The organism is Caballeronia sp. A2-2, from assembly GCF_057612605.2.
This window is the reverse complement of sequence record NZ_CM172587.1, coordinates 3,066,968-3,091,576: the sequence shown is the minus strand read 5'-3', so window position 1 is coordinate 3,091,576 and position 24,609 is coordinate 3,066,968. Positions and strand designations below refer to the sequence as shown.

General features: G+C 62.7%; 19 protein-coding genes. 10 read left to right on the top strand and 9 right to left on the bottom strand.

From position 1 onward, the window contains the following. The first annotated feature begins 21 nt into the window (after positions 1 to 21). The 3 genes from glnK (at position 22) to ACZCWR_RS14650 (ending at position 3,749) form a co-directional block, all read left to right on the top strand. Positions 22 to 360 carry a P-II family nitrogen regulator gene (gene glnK / locus ACZCWR_RS14660; protein WP_086969848.1) on the top strand — a complete coding sequence of 113 codons (339 nt, stop codon included), beginning with the start codon at positions 22 to 24 and terminating at the stop codon, positions 358 to 360. A 149-nt stretch (positions 361 to 509) separates the two neighbouring features. Further along, positions 510 to 2,267 carry a cation:proton antiporter gene (locus ACZCWR_RS14655; protein WP_487301452.1) on the top strand — a complete coding sequence of 586 codons (1,758 nt, stop codon included), beginning with the start codon at positions 510 to 512 and terminating at the stop codon, positions 2,265 to 2,267. Between the two features lie 144 nt (positions 2,268 to 2,411). After that, the gene (locus tag ACZCWR_RS14650; RefSeq protein WP_487301451.1) at positions 2,412 to 3,749 is read left to right on the top strand and encodes a gamma-glutamyl-gamma-aminobutyrate hydrolase family protein; all 1,338 of its coding nucleotides are present in this window, start codon (positions 2,412 to 2,414) and stop codon (positions 3,747 to 3,749) included. A 78-nt stretch (positions 3,750 to 3,827) separates the two neighbouring features. Here the strand turns inward: ACZCWR_RS14650 and ACZCWR_RS14645 are convergent, their stop codons facing one another. The 3 genes from ACZCWR_RS14645 to ACZCWR_RS14635 all read right to left on the bottom strand — a co-directional run bounded on the left by ACZCWR_RS14645 (position 3,828) and on the right by ACZCWR_RS14635 (position 6,152). Further along, positions 3,828 to 4,496: a DUF2968 domain-containing protein gene (locus ACZCWR_RS14645; protein ID WP_487301450.1), complete on the bottom strand. Its 669-nt coding sequence runs from the start codon at positions 4,494 to 4,496 to the stop codon at positions 3,828 to 3,830. A gap of 41 nt (positions 4,497 to 4,537) precedes the next feature. Then, positions 4,538 to 5,437 carry a hypothetical protein gene (locus ACZCWR_RS14640; RefSeq protein WP_487301449.1) on the bottom strand — a complete coding sequence of 300 codons (900 nt, stop codon included), beginning with the start codon at positions 5,435 to 5,437 and terminating at the stop codon, positions 4,538 to 4,540. Positions 5,438 to 5,624: 187 nt separating this feature from the next. After that, the gene (locus ACZCWR_RS14635) at positions 5,625 to 6,152 is read right to left on the bottom strand and encodes a GNAT family N-acetyltransferase (RefSeq protein WP_487301448.1); all 528 of its coding nucleotides are present in this window, start codon (positions 6,150 to 6,152) and stop codon (positions 5,625 to 5,627) included. A 157-nt stretch (positions 6,153 to 6,309) separates the two neighbouring features. Here ACZCWR_RS14635 and ACZCWR_RS14630 point away from each other — a divergent pair, with 157 nt between their 5' ends. Further along, entirely contained in the window at positions 6,310 to 7,605 is a 1,296-nt protein-coding gene (locus ACZCWR_RS14630) for a tricarballylate/proton symporter TcuC (RefSeq protein ID WP_487301447.1), read from the top strand. A 49-nt stretch (positions 7,606 to 7,654) separates the two neighbouring features. On the opposite strand, the gene ACZCWR_RS14625 is transcribed toward ACZCWR_RS14630, so the two are convergent. Beyond that, complete coding sequence (locus tag ACZCWR_RS14625) at positions 7,655 to 9,526, bottom strand: tetratricopeptide repeat protein (protein ID WP_487301446.1); 1,872 nt, start codon at positions 9,524 to 9,526, stop codon at positions 7,655 to 7,657. Positions 9,527 to 9,621: 95 nt separating this feature from the next. On the opposite strand from ACZCWR_RS14625, the gene ACZCWR_RS14620 reads away from it, so the two are divergent. From ACZCWR_RS14620 to ACZCWR_RS14610, 3 genes are read left to right on the top strand one after another with little or no spacing between them, the layout of a single operon-like run. Further along, on the top strand, positions 9,622 to 9,987 hold the full coding sequence (locus tag ACZCWR_RS14620) for an ArsR/SmtB family transcription factor (RefSeq protein ID WP_487301445.1): 366 nt from the start codon (positions 9,622 to 9,624) through the stop codon (positions 9,985 to 9,987). Positions 9,988 to 10,003: 16 nt separating this feature from the next. Next, complete coding sequence (locus ACZCWR_RS14615) at positions 10,004 to 10,990, top strand: cation diffusion facilitator family transporter (RefSeq protein ID WP_487301444.1); 987 nt, start codon at positions 10,004 to 10,006, stop codon at positions 10,988 to 10,990. Between the two features lie 58 nt (positions 10,991 to 11,048). Next, positions 11,049 to 12,800 carry an FAD-dependent monooxygenase gene (locus ACZCWR_RS14610; RefSeq protein ID WP_487301443.1) on the top strand — a complete coding sequence of 584 codons (1,752 nt, stop codon included), beginning with the start codon at positions 11,049 to 11,051 and terminating at the stop codon, positions 12,798 to 12,800. Between the two features lie 953 nt (positions 12,801 to 13,753). Here ACZCWR_RS14610 and ACZCWR_RS14605 read toward each other — a convergent pair. The 4 genes from ACZCWR_RS14605 to ACZCWR_RS14590 are packed head-to-tail and all read right to left on the bottom strand — an operon-like array spanning position 13,754 to position 18,982. After that, positions 13,754 to 13,999 (bottom strand): formate dehydrogenase subunit delta, encoded by a 246-nt coding sequence (locus tag ACZCWR_RS14605; protein ID WP_487301442.1) that lies wholly within the window; start codon positions 13,997 to 13,999, stop codon positions 13,754 to 13,756. A gap of 3 nt (positions 14,000 to 14,002) precedes the next feature. Continuing rightward, positions 14,003 to 16,924, bottom strand: coding sequence for a formate dehydrogenase subunit alpha (fdhF, locus tag ACZCWR_RS14600; RefSeq protein WP_487301441.1), 2,922 nt, complete (start codon positions 16,922 to 16,924; stop codon positions 14,003 to 14,005). 13 nt (positions 16,925 to 16,937) lie between these two features. After that, entirely contained in the window at positions 16,938 to 18,497 is a 1,560-nt protein-coding gene (locus tag ACZCWR_RS14595; RefSeq protein WP_487301440.1) for a formate dehydrogenase beta subunit, read from the bottom strand. Then, positions 18,494 to 18,982 (bottom strand): NAD(P)H-dependent oxidoreductase subunit E, encoded by a 489-nt coding sequence (locus ACZCWR_RS14590; RefSeq protein ID WP_487301439.1) that lies wholly within the window; start codon positions 18,980 to 18,982, stop codon positions 18,494 to 18,496. The genes ACZCWR_RS14595 and ACZCWR_RS14590 overlap by 4 nt, the downstream gene beginning before the upstream one ends. 131 nt (positions 18,983 to 19,113) lie before the next feature. On the opposite strand from ACZCWR_RS14590, the gene ACZCWR_RS14585 reads away from it, so the two are divergent. The 3 genes from ACZCWR_RS14585 (at position 19,114) to ACZCWR_RS14575 (ending at position 22,114) form a co-directional block, all read left to right on the top strand. Further along, entirely contained in the window at positions 19,114 to 20,184 is a 1,071-nt protein-coding gene (locus ACZCWR_RS14585) for a substrate-binding domain-containing protein (RefSeq protein WP_487301438.1), read from the top strand. A 177-nt stretch (positions 20,185 to 20,361) separates the two neighbouring features. Next, on the top strand, positions 20,362 to 20,637 hold the full coding sequence (locus ACZCWR_RS14580; protein WP_487301437.1) for a hypothetical protein: 276 nt from the start codon (positions 20,362 to 20,364) through the stop codon (positions 20,635 to 20,637). A 400-nt stretch (positions 20,638 to 21,037) separates the two neighbouring features. Then, positions 21,038 to 22,114, top strand: coding sequence for a glycosyltransferase family 4 protein (locus ACZCWR_RS14575; protein ID WP_487301436.1), 1,077 nt, complete (start codon positions 21,038 to 21,040; stop codon positions 22,112 to 22,114). Positions 22,115 to 22,160: 46 nt separating this feature from the next. Here the strand turns inward: ACZCWR_RS14575 and ACZCWR_RS14570 are convergent, their stop codons facing one another. Then, entirely contained in the window at positions 22,161 to 24,563 is a 2,403-nt protein-coding gene (locus tag ACZCWR_RS14570) for an FG-GAP-like repeat-containing protein (RefSeq protein ID WP_487301435.1), read from the bottom strand. Positions 24,564 to 24,609: the final 46 nt, after the last annotated feature.

The window sequence follows — 24,609 nt, the reverse complement described above, 5'->3', positions numbered from 1 at the left end:
TCCTTCTACGCGAGGCACGCCATGAAACGCATCACCGCCATCATCAAACCGTTCAAGCTCGACGAAGTGCGCGAGGCGCTGGCCGAAGTGGGTCTCACGGGTCTGACGGTCACGGAAGTGAAGGGCTTCGGCCGTCAGAAGGGACACACCGAGCTTTATCGTGGTGCAGAGTATGTGGTGGACTTTCTGCCGAAGGTGAAGATCGAAGTGGTCGTGGCGAACGATCAAACCGATCAGGTCATCGACGCGATCATCGGCGCGGCGCGTACCGGCAAGATCGGCGACGGAAAGATCTTCGTGGCCGAAGTCGAGCGCGTGATCCGCATCCGCACCGGCGAGGAGAACGAAGCGGCGGTTTGAGCGCTTCGTCTGCTGAATGAATTGCTGGTGAACGCCCGCTCGAATCGAGCGGGCTTTTTTATGCCTGCCGATCCGCCGGTTTCCCCGCGAAACCCTTGCCCTGCGGTAACATCGCCTATCGCTTAATCATTTTGTAAGGATAGGATCGGATGCATCACGGGATCGCGTTCATTCAGGATCTCGCGGTGATCATGGCCATCGCGGGCGTCGTCACGGTGCTGTTCCACCGCATGCGGCAGCCGGTCGTGCTGGGCTATATCGCTGCGGGCGTCATCATCGGGCCGTACACGCCGCCGTTCAACCTGATTCACGACGAAGCCACCATCCAGACGCTCGGCGAACTGGGCGTCGTGTTCCTGATGTTCTCGCTCGGTCTCGAATTCAGTCTGCGCAAGCTGTTTCGCGTGGGCGCGACCGCGTTTGTCGCGGCGCTTTCCGAGATCGTGCTGATGATCTGGATCGGCTACGAGATCGGCCGCTGGTTCGGCTGGAACGCGATGGATTCGCTCTTTCTCGGCGCCATGCTCGCCATTTCGTCGACGACGATCATCGTCAAGGCGCTGTCGGAACTCGGCATGAAGGGCGATCGCTTCGCGCAGCTCGTGTTCGGCATTCTGATCGTGGAGGACATTCTCGCCATCGCCATGCTGGTGCTGCTGTCGGGCGTGGCGCAGACGGGTTCGGTGAGCGCGGGGCTCGCATTCGCGACGCTCGGCAAGCTGCTGCTGTTCATGGTCACGTCGCTCGTCGTCGGCATTCTGACGGTGCCGCGCACGCTCGATTACGTGGCGCGCACCGGGCGCGACGAGATGCTGCTCGTTACCGTGCTGGGGTTTTGCTTCGGCTTCTGTCTGCTCGTCGTGAAGCTGGATTATTCGATCGCGCTCGGGGCGTTTCTGATCGGCGCGATCATGGCGGAGTCACGTAGTCTCGCGCGCATCGAGCATCTCATCGCGCCGTTGCGCGATACGTTCTCGGCTATTTTCTTCGTGACGATTGGGCTGTTGCTGAACCCGGCCGTGCTGGTCGATTACGCGTGGCCGATCGCGGTCATCACGTTTGCTGTTGTGATCGGCAAGATCGTGTCGTGCGGGCTCGGCACGTTCCTCGCCGGTCAGGACGGACGCACGTCGATGCGCGTCGGCATGAGCGTCGCGCAGATCGGCGAGTTCTCGTTCATCATCGCCTCGCTCGGGCTGACGCTGAATGTCACGAGCAGCTTTCTGTATCCGATTGCGGTCGCGGTCTCGGCGCTCACCACGCTGTTCACGCCGTATCTCATGCGCGCGGCCGATCCGATCACCTCGCGCCTCGCCCGCGCCATGCCTGCGCCAGTCGCCAACACCTTCGGCATGTACTCGCAATGGCTGGCGAGCCTGACGCCCGCGACCGGCGGCCCGACGCTGTTCTCGATGACGCGGCGCATCGTGTTGCAGATCGCGGTGAATCTGGCGCTGGTCGCGGCGATCTTTCTCGGGGCATCGTACTCGGCGCCGTTTGCATCGGGCTATCTCTCGCGCTGGCTCGATACGGACAACGCGCAACGCGTGGCGTTGTGGAGCGCGGCGCTGATCGTCGCGTTGCCGTTTCTGGTGGCGGTGTATCGCAAGCTCGAATCGCTCGCGTTGCTGCTGGCCGAAGTGAGCGTGCAGCCCGCGACGGCGGGGCGCTTCACGCGCGCGATTCGAAGCGCCGTGTCGGGACTCATTCCAATCGTCGCCATGTTCGGTGTCTTTTTGCTGGTGGCGGCGCTTTCGGGCGGCATTCTTCCGCCCTTCGGCCTGATGGTCGCCGTGCTGCTGTGCGCGGCGTTGCTGCTCACCGTGTTGTGGCGATGGTGCGTGAAGATCCACGCGACCATGCAGATCGCGCTGCGCGAGACCTTCGAGGAACCGCGCGATCATTGAACGTTTTCGATGCGCCCCTGCCTCACCGTGTTACCGCTTCTCGCGATAATGTGAGTAAATGTGTGCCGGTTTGCCGCGTCCGGCCCACTGGCGGATAATTGGGTCTCTGTCCATTCTTAGTGCGCAACGACGCCCGGAAACGGAATGAGCGAAAACAACACCTCGAACGACGCAAAGACGGGCAGCACTCCCGCCATTGATCCCCGGCGAAGCGGCGCCGATTCTTCGGCACCGGACGCGCAGGCGTTGCGGGATGCCGGAATCAGCGCGAATCCGACCGCGCCGCCGGATGCGGCAGCGGCGGCATCCGCGCCCGGACCTCGAGCAACCGCAAGCGAACGCGCCTCCACGGATTCGCCATCGAGCGCTTCCACGGTAGAAGCGCGGATGGTTCCGCCTGCGGCCACGGCGCGCGCCAATCTCGCGCAGAACCTCGAAGCCGCGACAGACGCCGAAGCCGCCACCGCGGATCAAGCTGACGCTGAACGCGCTACCGTGCGTCCCGCAGTCGGCTTCCCGCCGGAAATCTCCGCCACGCCCGATTTCGGCAAGCTCAACGTCCCGCCGCTGCCCGCGACCGATCAGGCCGGCGCGAACGCGCAACCCGCGTATCTCAAGCAATCGGATTCCACGTGGTCGGTCTTTGGCCGAGTGATCGCAGCCCGCGCGCGGCAGATTTTCGACCGCGCCGGACAGCGCATGACGCAGCGCACGCTGCGCATCGGCGTGTCGGCGCGCATCTTTCATCCGGAACCGGGTGCGAAGGGCCTGCGCGGCAAGACGCTGCAATATCTGGAGGAATCCATCGCGCATTGGGTCATGTCGCGCGATGTGCTCGTGTTCATGATTCCGACGGTCGGCAATCAGGGCATGCTGCATACGAGCAATATCCGGCTGCGCGACTACGCCAAGCATCTCGATGGATTGCTGTTGCAAGGCGGCGCGGATGTCTCGCCGCAGTCCTACGAGGAAACCATCACGCGTCCCGAATGGCCGGGCGACCGCGTGCGGGATATGTACGAACTCGAACTGCTGCATGAGTTCATCGAATCGGGGAAGCCGGTGCTGGGCGTGTGCCGGGGCTGTCAGCTCATCAACGTGGCGTTCGGCGGCACGCTTTACGGCGATATCGCGACGGATGTGCCGACGGCGGGCATCCACGTGAACGAACAGTACGATCAGCATCGCCATTCCATTCGCTTTCCGGATGGCTCGACGCTCGTCAACATGTTTCCGAATCAGCGTGAGGCGCTCGTCAACTCGATCCACCATCAGGCGGTGAAATCGGTCGGACGCGATCTGAATATCGAGGCGGTGTCGGCGTCGGACGGGATTATCGAGGCGGTGCGGTATCGGAAAGCGCCGTTCGTGGTCGGCGTGCAATGGCATCCGGAGTTTCATCGCGCGGGCGGCGGGGAATTGCTCGACTGCACGCCGCTGCTCGATACGTTCCTGCGCGTGGCGCGCGAGACGCGGTTCTGATTTAACGCTGCTCGATACAAAAAAGGCTCGCTTCGTGATGAAGCGAGCCTTTTGTTTTAAGCCGATGCGACGACGCGTTCAGCGCACCGGCGTCAAACCGGCTTCGCTCTGACGCTGAAGCTGATCCACTTGTTGCTGCAATGCGCGCAGTTTGCGTTCGGCTTCGGCCTTGTCGGATGCCAGCGCCGAGGATTCCGCCTGCAACTTCTGCTGACGCTCCGAGACTTGCGCGTCCTGCTGCTGCGCCAGCGCGATATCAGCCGACAACCGGTTCGCACGATTCGCCGATACCTCGATCACGCGATCCAGCAGCGCGGTTTGCGCCTGCAGACGCACGCGGCGAATTTCGCCATCGGCGAGATCGAAGCTCTTGCGCGCGAACTGCGCATACACGAACTCGGCGCGGCTCTCGTCCTGCGTTTTCACGACGCGCCACAAGCGTGTTTCCTGCGACAGCGCGATGTAATACACCATGTCCTTCGGCAGGAAATAGAGTTGCGCGCCATAGCTCGCATTACGCGACGAGCGCAGTTCGTTCAGGCCGCCGCCCTTGATGAGATCCTGCAATTCGCCGACGTTGCCCGCGACATTGCCCGCGCCATCGGCCTTGATGTCCGACAGGTCTTCGGCGATGGGTGCGGTCTGATTCGCGGTAGCCGCGAACGTGTCGGCAAACGGCGCGAACGCGCAGCAGAGAAACAGCGCGACGGTCCACGTCGCCAAGCGGATAAGACTGGTGTGCTTCATAGTGACGTCGTGCCGGAAAGGTTGTGTGGAGTGGGCGCTGATCACTGCGCGGCGTTGGAACGAGAAGCGCCCGTGCCGACGTTGCTGTCGAGCGTCGGCGAATGCTGGAGCATGCTGTAGAGCGCTTCCGTGTTCATCGCGCCGCTCGGAGCACGCGCCGGACGAGCGATGTAGTAAGCGCCGCCACGCTTGCGCGACTTGGCTGCATGGCCCGCCGTCGTGTGCCGGGTCCATTTCGCCACGCGCACCGCGCGACGGACGGCTGGCTTCGCGACCTTGCGTGCATCGGACAAGCTCGCAACACGTGCCGGTGCCGAAGCCTGCACAGGCGCGCTCGCAATCGGCGCTGCCTGTCCGGCAGCCGCCTTATCCGATACGCGAACGAGAGCGTCCGCCTGAGGCGCTGCAAGCGCGGGCGTGACGAATGGCAGGGAGTTGCTCGATTGCACGCCTTCGAAGGAATGCGCGCCATCGCCCGCGTGCTGCTGATGCGCATAGACGATCCACGCCGCGAACGCCGCACAAGCCAGCACGATGGCCGCCTTGAGTGCATTGGGAAATCGGAACTCCAGCGTTTCCGGCTTGGCCGGCGTCGTGACGTTGAGTTGAATGGGTTCGGCCTTGGGTTGGTTGCCTGACTTCGAGACAGGCGCGGCATCTTTTTTCCGGCTGAAGCCGAACATGGACCGGCGCGCGGGCTTTTCGGTCAACGTGGCCCAGATGCTCAGCGGGCGATAGCGCGATGCGGCATCCGCAAGCGAAAAAGGTTTGACGTAAGCAGTTTCGAACGTCGCGCCATAGAGCTTGAATTCGCTCTGGGCGAGCAGGGGGCGGTTGTGTGTAATCGACCACTCACGACCGAAACTGAAGCGAGGATCGGCGAGCGGGCGCAGCGATGGCAGGCGAAGACTGCCTTCTACAACGATCAGCGGGTCGGTCATGAGAATTCCAGGAGGGCGCGCCGACGTCCGGGCCGCAAGAAGCGGCGTCTGAGCGTCTACCGCGGGGACTGCCAAATTGACCCGCGATCATACGAAAGCAACGAACGTCCCGCGACCAGAACATTCCTATTGTCTTTTTTTGACAGGAATGCTGATTGACGTCGATTGTCTGATGTGTTTATCCCGTTCAGGCGAGCGGGAACGCGTAGCGCAGCGAGAACACGTCGATGCCTGCCACATGATCGGCTTCGCGCGCCATGCGTTGCCATCCGTGCGATTCGTAAAAGCCGATTGCTGCTTCGTTATGTTCCAGCACGGAAAGATGCATCGCACGCGCGCCGCGCGAACGCGCCCAGCGCGCGGCTTCGTCGAGCATCGCGGTGCCGACGCCTCTTCCGCGATACCCCGGCAACGCATGAAGATTGTCGATCAGCACGCTGCCCGATTCATCCGACTCGATCATGCAGACGAAGCCGATCGCGTCGCCGTCGCGCTCCGCGATCAACACGCGTCCCGCGCCCGCTTCGATCTCGGGCATGCGGATTTTCCAATGTTCGGCGCGATCCGCCTGCACTTCGTCATCGAGATACGCATCGGGCAGCATGCCGCGATACGCCGCGATCCAACTACGCGCATGCATCGATGCAATGAGGGACGTGTCGCGCGCGTCTGCCTCGCGCAAACGCAGTGCCGACGTAGGCTGATTGTTAGGCATATGTAAGCTCGTTTTGCCCCATTTTAGCGGAAGTTGTGTGCAAAGGAGCCGGGCTGCGCGGTAAGATTGGAGCCAACCCACCATTTACAAAATCGTAACGGGTTAACCCTAATCCAAGAATTCTTCGCGCCCCTCAGCCAGATTTTGAGATAGTCCCATGTCATCAGCCCACGTAGCACCCGCGAACGAGTCGAAGGCGAAGACGGTATTTCGTGTCGTCAGCGGCAACTTCCTTGAGATGTACGACTTCATGGTCTACGGCTATTACGCCTCGGCCATCGCCAAGACCTATTTTCCGAACGGCAACGAATTCGCCTCGCTCATGCTCGCGCTTTCCGTATTCGGCGCGGGCTTTCTGATGCGGCCAGTCGGCGCGATCGTGCTTGGCGCGTACATCGATCATCACGGGCGACGAAAGGGCCTGATTCTCACGCTGACGCTCATGGCGATCGGCACCGCATGCGTGGCGCTCGTGCCGGGCTACGCGACCATTGGCGCGATTGCGCCGATCATCGTGCTGGCGGGGCGGTTGTTGCAGGGCTTCTCGGCGGGCGTGGAACTGGGCGGCGTGTCGGTGTATCTGTCCGAGATCGCGACCAAGGGCAACAAAGGCTTCTATTGCGCGTGGCAGTCCGGCAGTCAGCAAGTGGCGGTCGTGTTCGCAGCGCTCATCGGCGTGTTGATGAACCGCCTGCTGCCCGCTGACCAGATGGGCGCGTGGGGCTGGCGCGTGCCGTTCCTGATCGGCTGCCTGATCGTGCCGTTCTTGTTCATCATCCGCCGCTCGCTGCGTGAGACGGACGAGTTTCTCGCGAAGAAGCATCGTCCGGGCATGGGCGAGATCGCGCGCTCGATCGCGCAGAACTGGCCCATCGTGATCGCGGGCATGGGCATGGTCATCATGACGACCGTATCGTTCTACATGATCACCGCGTACACGCCGACCTTCGGCAAGGAAGTACTCAAGCTCGACGCCGTCGATGCGCTCGTCGTCACGGTCTGCGTGGGTCTGTCGAATCTGGTCTGGCTGCCGTTGGCGGGCGCGGTGTCGGACCGTATCGGTCGCCGTCCGGTGCTGCTCGTGTTCACCGTCCTCACCATCCTGACGTCGTATCCGGCGGTGCAATGGCTGGTCGCCGAGCCTTCGTTCGCGCGTCTGCTGATGGTCGAACTCTGGCTCTCGTTCCTGTACGGCTGCTATAACGGCGCGATGGTCGTGGCGCTCACCGAAGTCATGCCTGTCGATGTCCGTACCACCGGCTTCTCGATGGCCTACAGTCTCGCGACGACCATCGGCGGCTTTACGCCGGCCATCTCCACGTATCTGATTCATTCGACCGGCAACAAGGCTGCGCCGGGTTTGTGGATGGGCTTGGCCGCGATCTGCGGGTTGATCGCCACGCTGGTGCTGTATCGCTCGACGGAAGCGCGCAATCAGTACAAGACGGCGTGAACTGCGTCGATGTTCGATGAAAAAACCGGGCCTTTGAAGCCCGGTTTTTTTATGCGGTGACCGCGCGCTGTTGCAGTGCTTTGGCCACTTCCTCGACGACCGAAGCCCAGTCGCCGGGCGCGCGCTGACGCACCAGCTTCGCCTTCGGATACCACGGTGTGCTGTCCCGATCCGCGCCCGAGTTCCAGCGCCAGTCCGGCGCAAACGGAAGCATCACCCAGAGCGGTTTGCCGAGCGCACCAGCCAAATGCGCAACGGATGTATCGACGGACACGACCGCATCCAGCCGATCGACGATCGCGCCCGTATCCGCGAAATTCCCGAGCTTGCCTTCCACGCGATGAATCGACTCCGCGCGCGGTTGCGCGAGCAGGACATCGCGTTCGTGATCGGTGAGAAACGGCTGCAACACCACCCACTCGATGCCCTCGATCGCGAACAACGGCGCAAGCGTTTCGACGGGCGCGGAACGCGTTTCGCCCGGCTGCATCCGTCCTGACCAGGTGATGCCGATTTTGCGCGTCTCCTGAGTTCCGAGCCAATCGCGCCACTTGCGGCGGTAATCGGCCGGAATGATGAGATAGGGCGTGCGCGTGGGCAACGCATCCTTGTTTGAGATGCCGAGCGCGTGCGGCAGCGAGAGCAGCGGACAGAAGGCATCGGCGTGCATCTTCACGCCATCGCTCTTGCTTTTCACTTCGACGTGCACCGCATGCGCCGCTGGCGCGATCAGCGGCACCAGCGACGGCTGCACTTCCAGCACCAGCGTGCCGACACGCTTCTTCGCGTACGCCGCGAAGCGCACGAATTGCAGCGTGTCGCCGAAGCCCTGTTCCGCGCGCACGACGAGCGTGCCTTGCGGCATCGGCTCGCCGTTCCAGCGCGGCAAGTCGGGTGCAGGCTCGCTTCCGGGCGTTTGCAGACGCCATTCGTAGGCGGGCAGGCCGCGTTCGTAATCGCCGCTGGCGAGCAGCGCGATGGCCCGGTTCAGATGCGCGGCGGGCATGTCGGCATCGAGCCGCAGCGCCTGATCGAACGCGCGAATCGCCGCACGCGGGGACGCCAGCGCGAGATGCGAATTGCCGAGGCACAGCCACGCCACGCCGTATTTCGGATCGAGCCCGACCGCGCGTTCGTAGCACGACACGGCTTCCTCGTGACGCCCGAGCTTGGCGAGCGCGTGACCCAGACCGAAGCGCGCGGGCGCGAAATGCGGCTGCAACGCAATGGCCATCTCGAGCGGTGCGAGCGCGTCTTTCGGATGCCCGTGCGTATCGAGCAGATTGCCGAGGTTGAAATGCGCCGCCGCGTACTTCGGCTCGACCTCGATAGCCGAGCGAAAGTGTGCGATGGCCCCAAGCGTATCGCCGATGGCGTTCAGCGCCATGCCGAGATTGTTGTGCGCGCCCGCGTGACGCGGCCGGATCGACAACGCGCGGCGAAACGCGGCGCTGGCTTCCTCGAAGCGCTTCATCGCGGAAAGCGCGTTGCCGAAGTTGTTCCAGGCGGCGGCGTCGTTGGGCTGCGCGCGCAGGGCTTTCTCGAAGGCATCGGCGGCGTCTTCGTGACGGCCGATCAGCGTGTAGGCATTGCCGAGGTTGTACTGCGCGAGCGGAAAGCCCGGTGCGAGCGTGAGCGCGTTGCGAAAGCGCTCGATGGCGTCATCGATGCGGCCCAGCGCCTTCAATGCGTTGCCGAGATTCAGTTGCAGACCGGCATCGCCCGGACGCAGATCCACCGCGCGACCGACGAGCTCGGCCGCCTCCGCGTGCTTGCCTTGCTGATGGCGAAGCACGCCGAGGTAGTGAAGCGCATCGACGTGAGCAGGTTCGACGGCGAGCGCAGCGCGGTAATCGCGCTCCGCTTCGGTGAGGCGGCCGTCACGATGGGCCGCGAAGCCGCGGGCAAAATCTGTGTCCATGACGGGAAAAGTGTGCAAACTCCGCCATTTTCCCACACTCGCACCGGCAGACTTCCCGGCATCGGTTGACATGTTGCCCTGATGGTACTTAACATATGAACACCTATTCACATGTTTGTCAGGTTGCCGTGGTATCCATCGACTCAACTTCTGCTGTTGCGCTGGCGTCCGATGAACGCGTCGTGCCGCTTGCCGACCTTTTTCGCTTGCTCGGCGACCCTACGCGCTTGCGCATCGTGCTGGCGTGCGTCGAGCAGAAACGCGCGGTTGGGGCCATCGCGGAGACGCTCGGGCTTTCTGCGTCGCTCGTGAGCCATCATCTGCGGCTGCTGCGGGCGGCGCGCATCGTGCGGGCGGAGCGGCAAGGCAAGCAAGTGTTCTACGCGGCGGCGGATCGCCATATCAGCGGGATGCTCGGTGAATTGCTCGAACACGTCGCCGAACCGACCGACATCGACTGAACGAAGACTCATAACGATGAACACGCATTCGCATCACGACCACGACCACAAAGACCATGACCACGACGGCCACGAAGGCCACGACCACGGCGCGGGCGGTCATCACCATCATCACGCGCCGCAGGAAGGGCAGGGCCGCACGTTCGCGCTGGCGGTCGGGTTGAACGTGGTGATCGTGGTGGTGCAAGCCGTGTACGGCATCCTCGCGCATTCCACCGCGCTGCTCGCCGACGCCGGTCACAATCTCTCAGACGTGCTCGGCCTGCTGCTCGCGTGGGGCGCGGTGTGGCTCGGCGGGCGACGTCCGAACGCGCGCTATACCTTCGGGCTCGGCAGTTCGTCGATCCTCGCATCGCTTGCGAACGCGGCGCTGCTGCTGTTCGCGTGCGGCGCGATCGTGCTCGAAGCCATCCAGCGTTTGCTCAATCCCGCGCCGGTCGCGGGGCTGGATGTGTTCATCGTCGCGCTCGTCGGCATGATCGTGAACGGCTTCTCCGCGTGGCTCTTCATGCGCGGCAGCAAGGAAGACCTCAACGTGCGCGGCGCGTTCATGCACATGGCCGCCGATGCCGCGATCTCCGCCGCCGTCGCGGTAAGCGGGCTCATCATTTTGTTCACGGGCGCGAGCTGGATCGATCCGCTGATGAGTATCGTCGTGGTCGCGGTCATCGTGTACGGCACGTGGGGACTCGGGCGCGATGCCATGCGCCTCGCGATGGGCGCGGTGCCGCCGGGCATCGACACCACGCGCATTCGTGCGTACCTCACGCGCCTGCCCGGCGTCGCCGATGTCCACGATCTCCACGTCTGGGCGCTCTCGACGACAGAAAACGCGCTGACCGTGCATCTGGTGATGCCGGCCGGCCATCCGGGCGATGCCTTCGTGCAGAACGTGGTCACCACATTGCGCGCCGATTACGCGATGCATCACTCGACCGTGCAAGTGGAGTTCGGCATGGTCTGCCAGTCGTGCGTACTGGCGGAGGGGGGACACGCGCACTGAGAAACGATCACGCGTCACCGGCGTACACTAGAACCCGTGTCGATTCACGGAGGACCGCATGCCGGGCCCTAAGCTGAACCCGAACCTTCCGCCCGAGCGGCTCGATGTCGCGCCCGTGCTGATCGTCGGTGCGGGGCCGACCGGGCTTGCCGCCGCCATGAGCCTGTCGCGGGCGAACATCCCCGTGCGGCTCGTCGACCGGGCGCGCGCGCCGTCGCCGTATTCGCGCGCCATCGGCATTCAGGCGCGCACGCTCGAACTGTTCGAGCAGCATCGTATCGTCGAGCCGTTTCTCGAACTTGGGCATCGCGCGCGCGTGGCGAATCTGTACTCCAACGGTCAGCGTCTTGCCCGGCTCGACTTCGATCCGCTGCAAACGCGCTATCCCTATCTGCTGTTTCTCGATCAGTCGCAGACCGAACGAATCCTCACCGAGCATCTTGCTGATTTCGATGTTCACATCGAACGCGGCGTCGAAGTCATCGATCTCACGCAGGGTTCGGCGGGCCTTCAGGCGATGCTCCGTCATCCGAACGGACGCGAGGAATTGCTGCGGCCTTCGTATGTGATCGGTGCGGACGGCGCGCATAGTTTCGTGCGGCATCGGCTGGAAATCGGTTTCGATGGCAAGACGTTCGAGCAAACTTTCCTGCTCGCCGATCTTCAGGCGGAGTCGGACTGGCCGGACGATGAGTTCCATATCTTCGCGTCAGGCGAAGGACTGGCCGCGCTCTTTCCGATGGGCGATGGCCGCGCACGCCTGATCGCCGACCTCGCGCCCACGGCCGTCAGCGCGCTCGAAAATGGCGCGCAGCCGCGCAATGGTCCGAGTCTCGATGCTTGCCGGGCGCTGGTGGCGCGGCGGGTGCATCATCGTGTGACGCTGTCGGATCTGAAGTGGTCATCGTATTTCCATCTCAACAGCCGCATGGTGCAGCGCCTGCGCACGCAACGCGTGTTTCTCGCGGGCGATGCCGCGCATGTGCACAGTCCGGCGGGCGCGCAGGGCATGAACACGGGCATTCAGGAAGCGCTCAATCTCGGCTGGAAAATCGCGCGCACGCTGGGCGGCGGCGGGCCTGACCGCTTGCTCGATAGTTATCACGCGGAGCGGCATCCGATCGAACGCGATGTGCTGCGTCAGTCGAGCATGCTCACGCAAATGGCGGGCGCGGAACACGGCCCGATGAAGATCATGCGCGATCACGTCATGCCTGCGCTTGCCGCCATCGGCCCTTTGCGCGATGCCATGCGCCGCACGGTGAGCGAGCTGTCGATCAACTATCGCAAGAGCCCGCTCACGCTTGAGCGTCTGCTCGATGGTGGTCCGCGCGCGGGCGAGCGTGCGCCGGATGCGCGTGTGCATGTGGTCGATGGGCCGCTCGGGCGCTGGCCGGGTGTCGGTTGTCTTTTCGATCTGCACGATCCGGCGTGCTTTTCGCTGTTCCTGCTCGTTAATCCTACGGGGGAGGATGATATTGCGCTCGCGCCGGCGACGATTACCGTTGCGCACGCCATGCGCGATCCTGATCTGGATGGGCTGGTGAAGTCTGTTGAAGCCATTCTGCCGGACGCGGTGCGGGTTTGGCGTATTACCGATACGACTGGCGAAGGTGCGCATTCGCTCACCGATAATTACGGACGCACGCGTCCTGCGTTTTATCTTGTGCGGCCGGATGGGTATATCGCGGCGAGAGGGCGTGCGCCTTCCGATGTGCATGCGTTGCTGCGGCATTGCGAATTGTGGTTTGGGGCGCAGGAGGTGCAGGGGTCGGAGACGCAGGCGGCGCAGGAATATCGGGAAGATTAATCGTGGACGGTAGCACTCGAAGTGTGTTTGTTGTTCTTTCGTGCAAAGGGCTTCTCTTGTTTGTGCGGTTTATTCAGTAGCCGCCTCCCCGGCGGGGGGGTAACTTTCTTTGCTGCTGCAAAGAAAGTCACCAAAGAAAGCAGCTTTTACCCCCATGCACGATGGCTGGAAAGTGTTGGTCTGGATTAACCAATACGGTGGCCGCAATAGGACTTTCCACGCGTAAAAAGCCGCTTAGGTAACCTTGCGATTGCGCGCTCGAATCCTTTGGTCTCAGTGGACCGCAGTCATTCATTCGGCCATGCGCTGCGCGCGCCGAGAGCTTTAGAACGGAATCCCGCAGCGTATCAGCGCCCAGCCACATCACGCCACATCGCACCTCTCCCATTGGGCCCTACCTTGGTTAGCGCTTCTGGGCAAAGCGCGCACACCAACGGCAGTCACCTTTAGTCGGAGCACTAATCAAGGTAGGGCCGAATAGCAATCTTGCGGGGAAGTGTGAGGTGGCTGGGCGCTTATAGGCTGCGGGGTTCCGTTCTCAAGTTCTCGGCGCGCGAAGCGCATGGCCGAAAGCATGAATGCGGTCCACTAAGCGTTGATTCTGAGAGCGCGCAATCGCGAGGTTGCCTAAGCGCTTGTTAAGCGTGGAAAGCCCTATTGCGGCCACTGTATCCGTTAATCCAGACCAACCCTTTCCAGCCATCGTGCATGGTGTAAAAAGCTGCTTTCTTTGGTGACTTTCTTTGCAGCAGCAAAGAAAGTTACCCCCCCGCCGGGGAGGCGGCTACTGAATAAACAGCACAAACAAGAGAAGCCCCTTGCACGAAGCTGCTTTCTTTGGTTGCTTTCTTTGCAGCAGCAAAGAAAGTTACCCCCCCCGCCGGGGAGGCGGCTACTGCAATAAAAGCCCAAACAAAAGCAGCCCCTTGCACGACATGCAGACAGCAGCCCCTTCAAGTCACAATAGCCTTAGGCATCAAATCCCCCCGATGCTTAGTCAACGCCTCGCGCAGGAAAGGCTCCATGCTAGCCCTAGCATCAGGATCATCCAACGCATTCAGGATCGCCAACCGCATGCGCGGCTCCCAAAACCGCCGGATATGATCCGCGACCCCATCCAGCGATTCCTCCCGATCCGGCATCGAATCGAAAAACTCGCTGATGCGGTTCGCCATCTCGATCAAATTATCGACATCCATTGCTTATTTTCCTGATGTCGAAGTAGCGAGGTTGAGCAATTCGAGCTGTTGCGTGTTGAAGCGCGAGTACTCCTTCTGCCATTGCGACGGCTGCTCCACCGGCATGACCTGCACAGCGGTGACCTTGTATTCCGGGCAATTGGTCGCCCAGTCGGAAGAATCCGTCGTGATGACGTTCGCGCCCGACTCCGGAAAGTGGAAGGTCGTATAAACGACGCCCGGCTGCATGCGCTCGGAAATCTTTGCGCGCAGCACCGTCTGCCCCGCACGCGATTCGATGCCCACCCAGTCGTCGTGTTTGATGCCGCGATCCTCCGCATCGACCGGATGAATCTCCAGCCGGTCCTCGTCGTGCCAACGCGAGTTCTCAGTGCGACGCGTCTGCGCACCGACGTTGTACTGCGACAGAATGCGCCCCGTCGTCAGCAGCAACGGATACTTGCGCGTGACCTTCTCCGGCGTCGCCACGAACTTGGTGATGACGAAACGCCCCTTGCCACGCACGAATTCGTCGATATGCATGGTCGGCGTGCCATCCGGCGCGCGTTCGTTGCACGGCCACTGAATGCTGCCGAGTTCGTCGATCCGCGCAAAGGACACACCATGGAAAGTCGGCGTGAGACGCGCGATCTCATCCATAATCTCGGACGGATGACGGTAGTTCATCTCATAGCCAAGCGCGGCGGCGAGCTTGATCGTCACTTCCCAGTCGGACAAGCCCGCGAGCGGCGGCATGACCTTGCGCACGCGTGAGATGCGGCGTTCTGCATTGGTGAAGGTGCCGTCCTTTTCCAGGAACGTGGAACCCGGTAGCAGCACATGCGCATACTTCGCGGTCTCGTTCAGGAAAATGTCCTGCACGACGATGCATTCCATCGACGACAAGGCATCCGCCACGTGCTGCGTGTTCGGGTCCGACTGAACGATATCCTCGCCCTGGCAGTACAGGCCCATGAACGTGCCGTGCATGGCGGCATCGAACATATTGGGGATGCGCAAGCCCGGCTCGTCCTGCAACGTTACGTTCCATGCTTCTTCAAAGAGCGCGCGCGTGGCGCCGTCGCTGATATGGCGATAGCCCGGCAGTTCGTGCGGGAACGAGCCCATGTCGCACGAGCCCTGCACGTTGTTCTGCCCGCGCAGCGGATTCACGCCGACGCCTTCGCGCCCGATGTTGCCCGTCGCCATCGCGAGGTTCGCGATGCCCATGACCGTCGTGGAACCCTGCGCGTGCTCGGTGACGCCGAGGCCGTAATAGATCGCGCCGTTGCCGCCCGTCGCGTAGACGCGCGCGGCTTCGCGGACCTTGTGCGCAGGCACGCCGGTGACCGCTTCCATCGCTTCCGGCGAGTTTTCTTCGGATGCCACGAAATCGCGCCAGTGCCCGAACGCGCGCGTGTCGCATCGCTCGGCGATGAAATCTTCCTTCATCAAGCCTTCGGTCACGATCACATGCGCGAGCGAATTGACCATCGCGACGTTCGTGCCGGGACGCAATTGCAGATGATGCTGCGCCTTCACATGCGGCGTATCGACGATATCGATGCGGCGCGGATCGATCACGATCAGCTTCGCGCCTTCGCGAATGCGGCGCTTCAAACGCGAGCCGAACACCGGATGCCCGTCCGTCGGATTCGCGCCCATCACGACGATCACATCGGCCTGCTCGACCGAGGCGAAGGTCTGCGTGCCCGCCGATTCGCCGAGCGTCGTCTTGAGGCCATAACCGGTCGGCGAATGGCACACGCGCGCGCAGGTATCGACGTTGTTGTTGCCAAACGCCGCGCGAACCAGCTTCTGCACGAGATACGTTTCCTCGTTCGTACAGCGCGACGAAGTGATGCCGCCAATCGAATTGCGTCCGTACTTGGCCTGAATGCGCCGGAACTCGCTTGCGGCATAACCGATCGCTTCGTCCCACGACACTTCGCGCCACGGGTCGGTGATCTTCGCGCGGATCATCGGCTTCTTGATGCGGTCCTTGTGCGTGGCATAACCCCACGCAAAGCGGCCTTTCACGCACGCGTGACCTTCGTTGGCCTGACCATTCTTGTTCGGCGTCATGCGCACGACGGTGCTGCCTTTCATCTCCGCCTTCAACGAACAGCCGACGCCGCAATACGCGCAAGTCGTGATCGCCGAATGCTCCGCCTGACCGAGCATGATGACGCTCGATTCCTGCAAGGTCGCGGTCGGGCACGCAGCGACGCACGCACCGCACGACACGCACTCCGATTCCATGAACGGCACGTTTTCGCTCGCCGCGACGCGCGATTCGAAGCCGCGCCCCGCAATCGTCAGCGCGAACGTGCCCTGCGTTTCCTCGCACGCCCGCACGCAGCGATTGCAGACGATGCACTTCGACGGATCGTAAGTGAAGTACGGATTCGATTCGTCCTTCTTGTCCTTCAGGTGATTCGCGCCTTCATAGCCATAGCGCACTTCGCGCAAACCGACCACGCCCGCCATGTCCTGCAACTCGCAGTCGCCGTTGGCGGGGCAGGTGAGGCAATCGAGCGGGTGATCGGAGATGTACAACTCCATCACGTTACGGCGCAGCGATTGCAGCTTGTCGCTCTGCGTGCGCACCTTCATGCCCGCTTCGACAGGCGTGGTGCACGACGCCGGATAACCGCGCTTGCCTTCGATCTCGACGAGGCACAGACGGCACGAGCCCCACGGTTCCAGCGAATCCGTGGCGCAGAGTTTCGGCACGTTGACGCCCGCTTCGATGGCGGCGCGCATCACCGACGTGCCCGCCGGAACCGTGACGGATTCGCCGTCGATTTCCAGCGTGACATCGACATCCGCGTGACGCAGCGGCGTGCCGTAATCGGTATCGTCGAAAGGATCGCGGCGCTGCACGGAAGCCGCGCTCTTGCACGCGCAGTTTCCCGAGCCGCAGCCGTTGTTGGTGTTGGACATGGTTGTCTCCTTGTTACGCCGCCTTCTGCGCGGGCGTGCGGGGCAAGCCGAAATCTTCGGGGAAATGGTCGAGCGCGGACATCACCGGGAACGGCGTCATGCCGCCCATCGCGCAGAGCGAGCCGGACACCATCGTGTCGCACAGTTCGCGCAGCAGCGTGATCTGTTTCGCCGAGGTATCGCCGCCGCGAATCTTCGCGATGACTTCCTCGCCGCGCGTCGAACCGATGCGGCACGGCGTGCACTTGCCGCACGATTCGAGCGCGCAGAAGTGCATCGCGTATTGGGCGAGATCGGCGAGATTCGAGGTGTCGTCGTGAATCACGAGACCGCCGTGGCCGACTACCGCGCCGACCTTCGCGTATTCCTCGTAATCGAGCGGAATGTCCCACTGGCTTTCGGGCAGATACGTGCCGAGCGGACCGCCGACCTGCACCGCGCGCGCCGGACGGCCGCTTGCCGTGCCGCCGCCGTAGTCGTAGACGAGTTCGCGCAGCGTCACGCCGAACGCGAGTTCGACGAGCCCGCCTTGCTTCACGTTGCCCGCAATCTGAAACGGCAGCGTGCCGCGCGAGCGTCCCATGCCGAAATCGCGATAGAACGTCGCGCCCTTCGCGAAGATGATCGGCACCGTGGCCAGCGTGATGACGTTGTTGATGACCGTCGGCTTGCCGTACAGACCGACCAGCGCCGGGACAGGCGGCTTCGCGCGCACGATCCCGCGCTTGCCTTCGAGCGATTCGAGGAGCGCGGTTTCCTCGCCGCACACATACGCGCCCGCGCCCTTCGCCACGAAAAGATCGAACGCATGCGACGAACCGAGCACGCTCGCGCCGAGCCAACCCGCATCACGCGCTTTATCGATCGCGCGATTTAACGTGGCGATGGCATGCGGGTACTCGCTACGCACGTAGATATACCCCGTGGTCGCGCCCACTGTCACGCCCGCGACGATCATGCCTTCGATCAGCATGTACGGATCGCTTTCCATCACGAGCCGGTCGGAGAACGTGCCGGAATCGCCTTCATCTGCATTGCAGACGATGTACTTCTGATCCGCCAGCGCCGCGCGCACCGTCTTCCATTTGATGCCCGCCGGAAACGCCGCGCCGCCGCGTCCGCGCAAGCCCGAATCGATGAGCGCCTGAACCACGGCATCGCCATTCATGTCGAGCACGTTGCGCAAGCCCTGCAAGCCGCCGAGCGCCACATAATCGTCGATGGAAAGCGGGTCCGTCTTGCCGATGCGCGCGAACGTGAGCCGCTGCTGGTTCTTCAGATACGGAATCTCATCGACGATGCCGACGTTCTTTTCATGCTCCGCGCCCTCGTGAAAGCGCGCGTCGAACAGCGCGGCGACATCCTCGGCTTCGACATTCGAATACCCGATGCGATGGCCTTCCGCCGTCTCGACTTCGACAAGCGGCTCCAGATAAAACAGGCCGCGCGAACCGTTGCGCACGATCTGCACGTCGATGCCACGACGTTGCGCCTCATCGGCGATGGCATCGGCCACGGCTTGAGCGCCGAGCGCGAGTGCGGCCGAGTCGCAGGGTACGTAGATGCGCGTCATGCCGTCACCTCGGTCACTTTGGATTGCGCGGCGGCGAACAGGCGGTCGAACTTGACCGATGTGACGCGCGCGTGGAGTTCGCCGTTGATCGTCATTGCCGGAGAAAGCGCGCACTGGCCGAGGCAGAAGACCGATTCGAGTTCGGTGTCTTCCGCGTGGCCAGCATCGAATTGGCAACCCGTGTGCGCTTCGATGTGATCCTTCAGCGCCTCGGTGCCCATGCTGCGGCACGCTTCGGCGCGGCACAGTTGCACCGTCACGCGCGCAGGCGGCGCGGAACGAAAGTGGTGATAGTAGGTGATGACGCCATGCACCTCGGCACGCGACAAGGACAACGCACGCGAGAGCGGTGCCACCGCCGATGCCGGCACGTAACCGACTTCGTCCTGAATGGCGTGCAGGATCGTCATGAGCGTCGCGCCTTGAATCGCGTGACGGCGAACGAGGTCTTCGGATGCGGCAGCGGACAGCTGCGGGTGTGTCATTGTGGGCTCCTCCAACAAGCTCGGCATATGTTTTATCAGCGCATATTCGGTGACTATAATGAAAGGCGCCGAGCTTCAAAAAGAACAATAGGCGTCGTGATATATCTTGGCAATAGGAGGAGGGAAAACATATGGTCGATGTCGACTGCCGCGCCGAGCTGATCCTGAGAGACGCCGATGGCCGGGAAACCAGTCTCAGCGCGGTCGTGCCGCTTTTGCAGCTTGTTTCACAGACGGGCAGCATCGCGAATGCCGCAAGCGCTAAGGGTTTGTCCTATCGGCATGCGTGGGGTTTGTTGCGCGAAATCGAGCAGCGGCTGGGCGGCGCGCTCATCACGAAATCGCGCGGACGCGGGTCGGTGCTGTCGGAACTGGGCGAGTCGGTGCTGCGTGCGGAGCGTGTGTGCAACGAGCGGCTCGAAGCGCCGATGCAGTCCGTCGCCAGCGATGTATCGAGCGAACTGAATCGCAGGCTGTCGGGCGCGGTGTCGCAGGTGCGGATTCATGCTTCGCACGGCTATGCAGTCGCGACGCTCGTGCGCGCGCTCGGCGAACAGCGCGTGCCGGTCGATATCAAGTATCGCGAGAGTGCGGAGGCCGTGTGCGCGCTGGCGCGTGGCGAATGCGAACTGGCGGGATTTCATTTGCCGATCGGGCCGTTTCGCGCGACCTGCGCCGAGATTTACCGGCCGTTTCTGGATTCGGGCAAGCATCAGTTGATTCATCTGACGCGGCGCACGCAGGGGCTCTTTTTGCCGAAGGGGAATCCCAAGGCTGTCGCGGGCCTGCGCGATCTCGCACGCGATGACGTGCGCTTCGTGAATCGTCAGCCGGGTTCGGGCACGCGCATGCTGCTCGATCTTTCGTTGCGCAACGTCGGCGTCGATCCCGATCAGATCAACGGCTACGCAACGACCGAACTCACGCATTCGGCAATTGCCGCGTTCGTCGCGAGCGGCATGGCGGACCTCGGTTTCGGCGTGCAGCCGGCGGCGCAGCACTTCGCGCTGGACTTCATTCCGATCGTCGACGAGGACTATTTTTTCGCTTGCGAACGCGCGCGGCTCGACGAGGCGCGGCTCGCTTCGGTGCTGCGCATTCTTCGCAGCGACGCGTTCAATGACAGCGTGGCGCACCTCGAAGGCTACGATCCCGCGCATTGCGGCGCGGTGCTCGAAGTGGACGACGGCTTGCGCGGCTGATCATGCCTATGCATCCTCGAAACGAACCGTAAAGAGGCGTAGTCCTACAAAAACTGTCACACCGGGCGATATGGTTTAACCTAACGGTTGGCCCACGGCGCAGCGCCCGTTGCGCCGCCCTCGGGAAAGTCCGGTTCCACCTTTGTTTTCGACGCGTCGCCCGCGCGACTTATCGCCATGAAATTCACGTTGCTCGCTTGTTCGTCCGCCGCGCTTATCGCCGGTGCGGTTTATCTGGTTCCTGTTGCTTTCGCGCAGAATTCGCCCGGCGTGCCCGGCGGCGTGCTACAGGACGAATTCCGTCTGAACCAGCATCCGCAGATGCAGTTCGCCGCGTCCGCGCCGTCGGGGAAGTATCAGACGGGCAAGTCGGCGCTGCGCCGCAAAGCCGATGACGGCGACCCCAACGGGTGCAATCTGAAGTGCCCGAACTACGAAAGCAACTCCAACTGACCTTCCCTCCACAACGCGGCGCGTTAATTGCGCCGCGTTCGTGTCAACTCGCGCGTCGTATCGTGCGCATCGTGTCTGAATTTTCCTCTCGTTGCACATGGTGCAATGCCGGCGTGCGCCGCGCCGCACAACGCTTTTAGTGCCACGAACACCGACCGAAAAACACTACCTGATGGCGTGCGTTTGGTATGAAGTCAGGAGTAACTTAACCGGGCGTGTCGCTGATCGGGTTTCATGGCGCGCGCGTTTCATGAATCTATACAAAGAAGAAAAACTGGAAGTGTGCCGCGACCGCATGTAGGCGGCTCGAACATTGCGGCGAAGCGGCAACGGGGTCACGAGATTGCAGGCATCATGTGTCCTTGGAAGCACACTTCGGAAACAGCCGAGGGACTGCACGATGCGTATTCTTCAAGTCATTTTGGCGCCCCGCTTATCGGGCGCAGAGGTACTGGCAAAAGGCGTGGCAATTGGCCATCAACACGCGGGGCACAGCGTGTGCATCGCCTCGTTGATGCCGGAGCACGACGATTTCAAGCACATCAGCGCCGAGCTTGCGTCGCACGGCGTGGCTTGCATTTTTCCGACCAAGAACCTGGGCAAGCTCGGGCGTTTGCTGTTTTTGCATCGCGCGATTCGCACGTTCAGGCCGGACATCATCTTCGCGCACGCGACCATTCCGGCGCTCTATGTGCGCGCGTTGCCGACGGCCGTGCCGATCGTCTGGGTCATGCACTCGGGCGCGAACGACTTCGCCAATCGCGCGCTGCTGCGCGCCGAGCGTCTGCTGTCGAGCCGCGCGAAAGCGGTGATCGGTGTATCGCAGAAACAGATCGACGATTACGTGAAGGAGATCGGCTCGCATCCTTCGATGATCGTCGTGCCGAACGGCGTGGACCTGTCGCGCTTCGCGAGCGAGCCGCAGGCGTCGATGCCTGCTGCGTGCAGGCAGATCGTGCAGGTGGGACGTTATATCCCCGAGAAGAACCAGTTGCAGACGGTCGAAGCGTTCGCGCATGTCGCGCGCACCGAACCGGATGCACGGCTGCTTTTGTGTGGCGTGATCGAGAATCTGGCGTATCACAAGGCGGTAGTCGATCGCGTCGCCGCACTCGGGTTGACGGAGCGCGTGTCGATCGAAGGGCCGCAGACGAACGTCGCGCAGATTTTGCGTGAATCGACCGTGTATGCCATGCCGTCGAGCTTCGAGGCGCACAGCGTGAGCTTTCTGGAGGCGCTGGCGTCGAGCATTCCGGTGGTGGCGAACGAGATTCCGTCGTTTGCCTTTGCGAGCAATTTCCCGAGCGTCAAGCTGCTGGATACGAACGATATCGATGCCTACGGCCGCGCACTTCGCGAGGCGCTCACGCAGCCGCGCACCACGCGTCCGCTGAATGGCTTTACCTTGCAGAGCACGGCGGACCGCTATCTGGCGATCGCGCGCGATGTGCTGAATCTGCGGGTTGGCTTGAGTTGATTTCGATGTGAAGAAAACGCGCCGCCCTTTATCGGGCGGCGCGTTTTTATTTGCTCCAGTAGGCGAGCGTTTTTAGCCACAGCGATTCCGAGAACAACCCCGGCAAATCACCCCAGATTTGCACCGGCCCGAGCGCGCCCGAAGCGTCGAAATCGTAGCCCGACAGACTCGGTGCGCCGCCCGTGTAGTAGTAGTCCTGCAGCCGTGCGTTCGCTCGCCGGAAAAGGATCAGCGTCGCGTGATCTTCGTTGTCTTTGTGGCGGATGATCGCGGGCATCGAGTCCGCGTAGGAGACGCCCGCGAGCGTGGCGGCTTCGCGCGCCGGGCCGAACACCTTGCCGCCTTTCATCGTGAAAACGTGCGTGCCGGTGGCATCGGCTTGCGGGGCGAGCACGGTGAGATCGTCGATGCCGTCGTCATCGATATCGCCCGCCACTACCTTCGCGTACGCCGCCTTGAATTGCGTGTAGGTGTTGGTGCGATAGCTTGCCGTGAACGCGTTGCCGTCGTTCGTAAATTGCGAGAGCGCGAGCGCGCCATCGACGTCTTCCAAGGCGAGCAGGCCTGTGTGCTTCGAGCCTTGAACGCGCGCGGGCAAGAGGCGGGCGCTTGCGTCCAGTTCGCGCGCTTCGAGCCAACGTACAGGCGCTTTGTCGCTCGATGTCAGCACCCAGAAGTCAAGTCCCGCATCCGGTCGCTTCTGCGCGATTAGCACATCGGCGCGGCCCGCACCTGTGAAATCCGCGGCGACGTATTGCTGGGCGATATCCGGCGTCCACTGGGCCGTCGTCTGATACCAAAGACGCGGCGCTTCGAAATGCGTGCCCGCGCTGCGCAGGAGCCAGAACGCAGTGCCGCCGTTGCGCGGCGTGATGACCATGAGGTCGGCGCGGCCGTCGCCGTCGAAATCGCCGAGCAGGAAGCGCGCGCTGTCGAAGCACATCGTGTCGGCCTGACAGGTTGGCGTGGTCGCCGCTTGCGGGTCGAACGGCACGGCATTCAGATACCACGGCGACGCCTGATCGATGCGCGACATCTCCGCGACCCATACGTTGAAGCCCGGGCCGTCCTTGCGTCGCTGAACGTAGACGGCGCTGTCGCGGCCCGTGCCCTTCACGTCGCCGAACAGCGCGCCTTCCTGACGCGTGTCCGTCCACACGGTCTGCGATGACGGCGACCAGCGGTATTGCGCGGTCAGCATCGAGCAACGGCTCGCGACGAGCGCGCCGTCCTTCTCGCCGAGACAATGGTTAAGCGGCGTATAAACGAAGCCGAAATCCCACGGCGTCCAACGTTGCGCGGCGCTTGTCGGATTGCACGCTTCTTCGACAAGCCCCGACTCTTTCTCCGCGATGCACGCGCGCGTCGCCGCGTTGACGAGCAGGGCGTCGTTCTTTTCGCCCGGATTGGCGGGGAGTTGTTGCCAGTACCAGTTCTGTTTGGGCGTGCCTGCGCAGGCGGCGAGCAGCGGTGCGTGTGTCGCGCCGTCGGAGGTGATGCATCGGCTCGAATATTCGTTGACGAGCTGAAATGGACGAAGCTGGAACTCCGCGCCGGCATCGTTCGCGTGCGCCATGCTGAAGTACCGGCGCGCGACCCAGTTGCCATCCCACATGTACTCGCCGAAGACGTGGCCTGCATCGTCGCCGTCGATGGCGAAATAGCTGCCGACCACGTCGCGCTTTCTGAGCGTTTGCGCGGCATCGAGATTCTTGGGCAGCCCGCCGGTCGGATAGGTGATGTGATAGCCGATCGGCAGATCCCGGTTCAGGCTCTGCGCGACCACGCGCGTGATGCGCGCCGCGAGAATGTGATCCGGATGCTCCATGAAGGCGACCGTGTCCGGATTGAGCGTATAAATTTCCGTGGCCGATGCGAGGATCGCGCGCAGTGTCGCCATCAGCGATGCGCGGTCGTAGGTCGTGGCGCCCGTGCCATCGGAGTGCAGAGGGTAGGTCGAAAGCGTCTGGCCGCGTTCCCACAACAGGCCCAGCGGCACTTTTCCGCCACGCACGGCGCCGCCCGGCAGACGCAGTTCGAGCAGCTTCACGCGCGGCTGCTTCGTGAGCACTAGTTGATGCACCGGTTTCCCGGCGATCGTCACCGTCGATTCGGTCCATTGATCCGGCACGTTCGCCATGCGCGCGTAGGCGAGCTTCGTGCCGGTCTCGCGCAGCACGACGTAATCGAACTTCGCGCCGTTCGCGCCGCCGATCAGATGCACGGTAGTCACGCACCATCCCGCATCGAGTTTGTCGCTGATGCCGGGGTTCACGAAGAGCAGGTCGTCATCCAGATGCGCCACGACGGTGATGAGCGTGCCGGCGTGACAATCCGGCGAAGGAGAAGGTGTGGCGGCGCGCGCCTGATTGGAGATCACCGCGGGGATCGCCCACGCGAGGATCGAACAGACAACCCGGAACCACTGCATCGATGCGCCTTTCAGCATGCTCTCCCCGAAGGCGCGAGTCCGTGCGCCAGCCCGTTAGGATAAA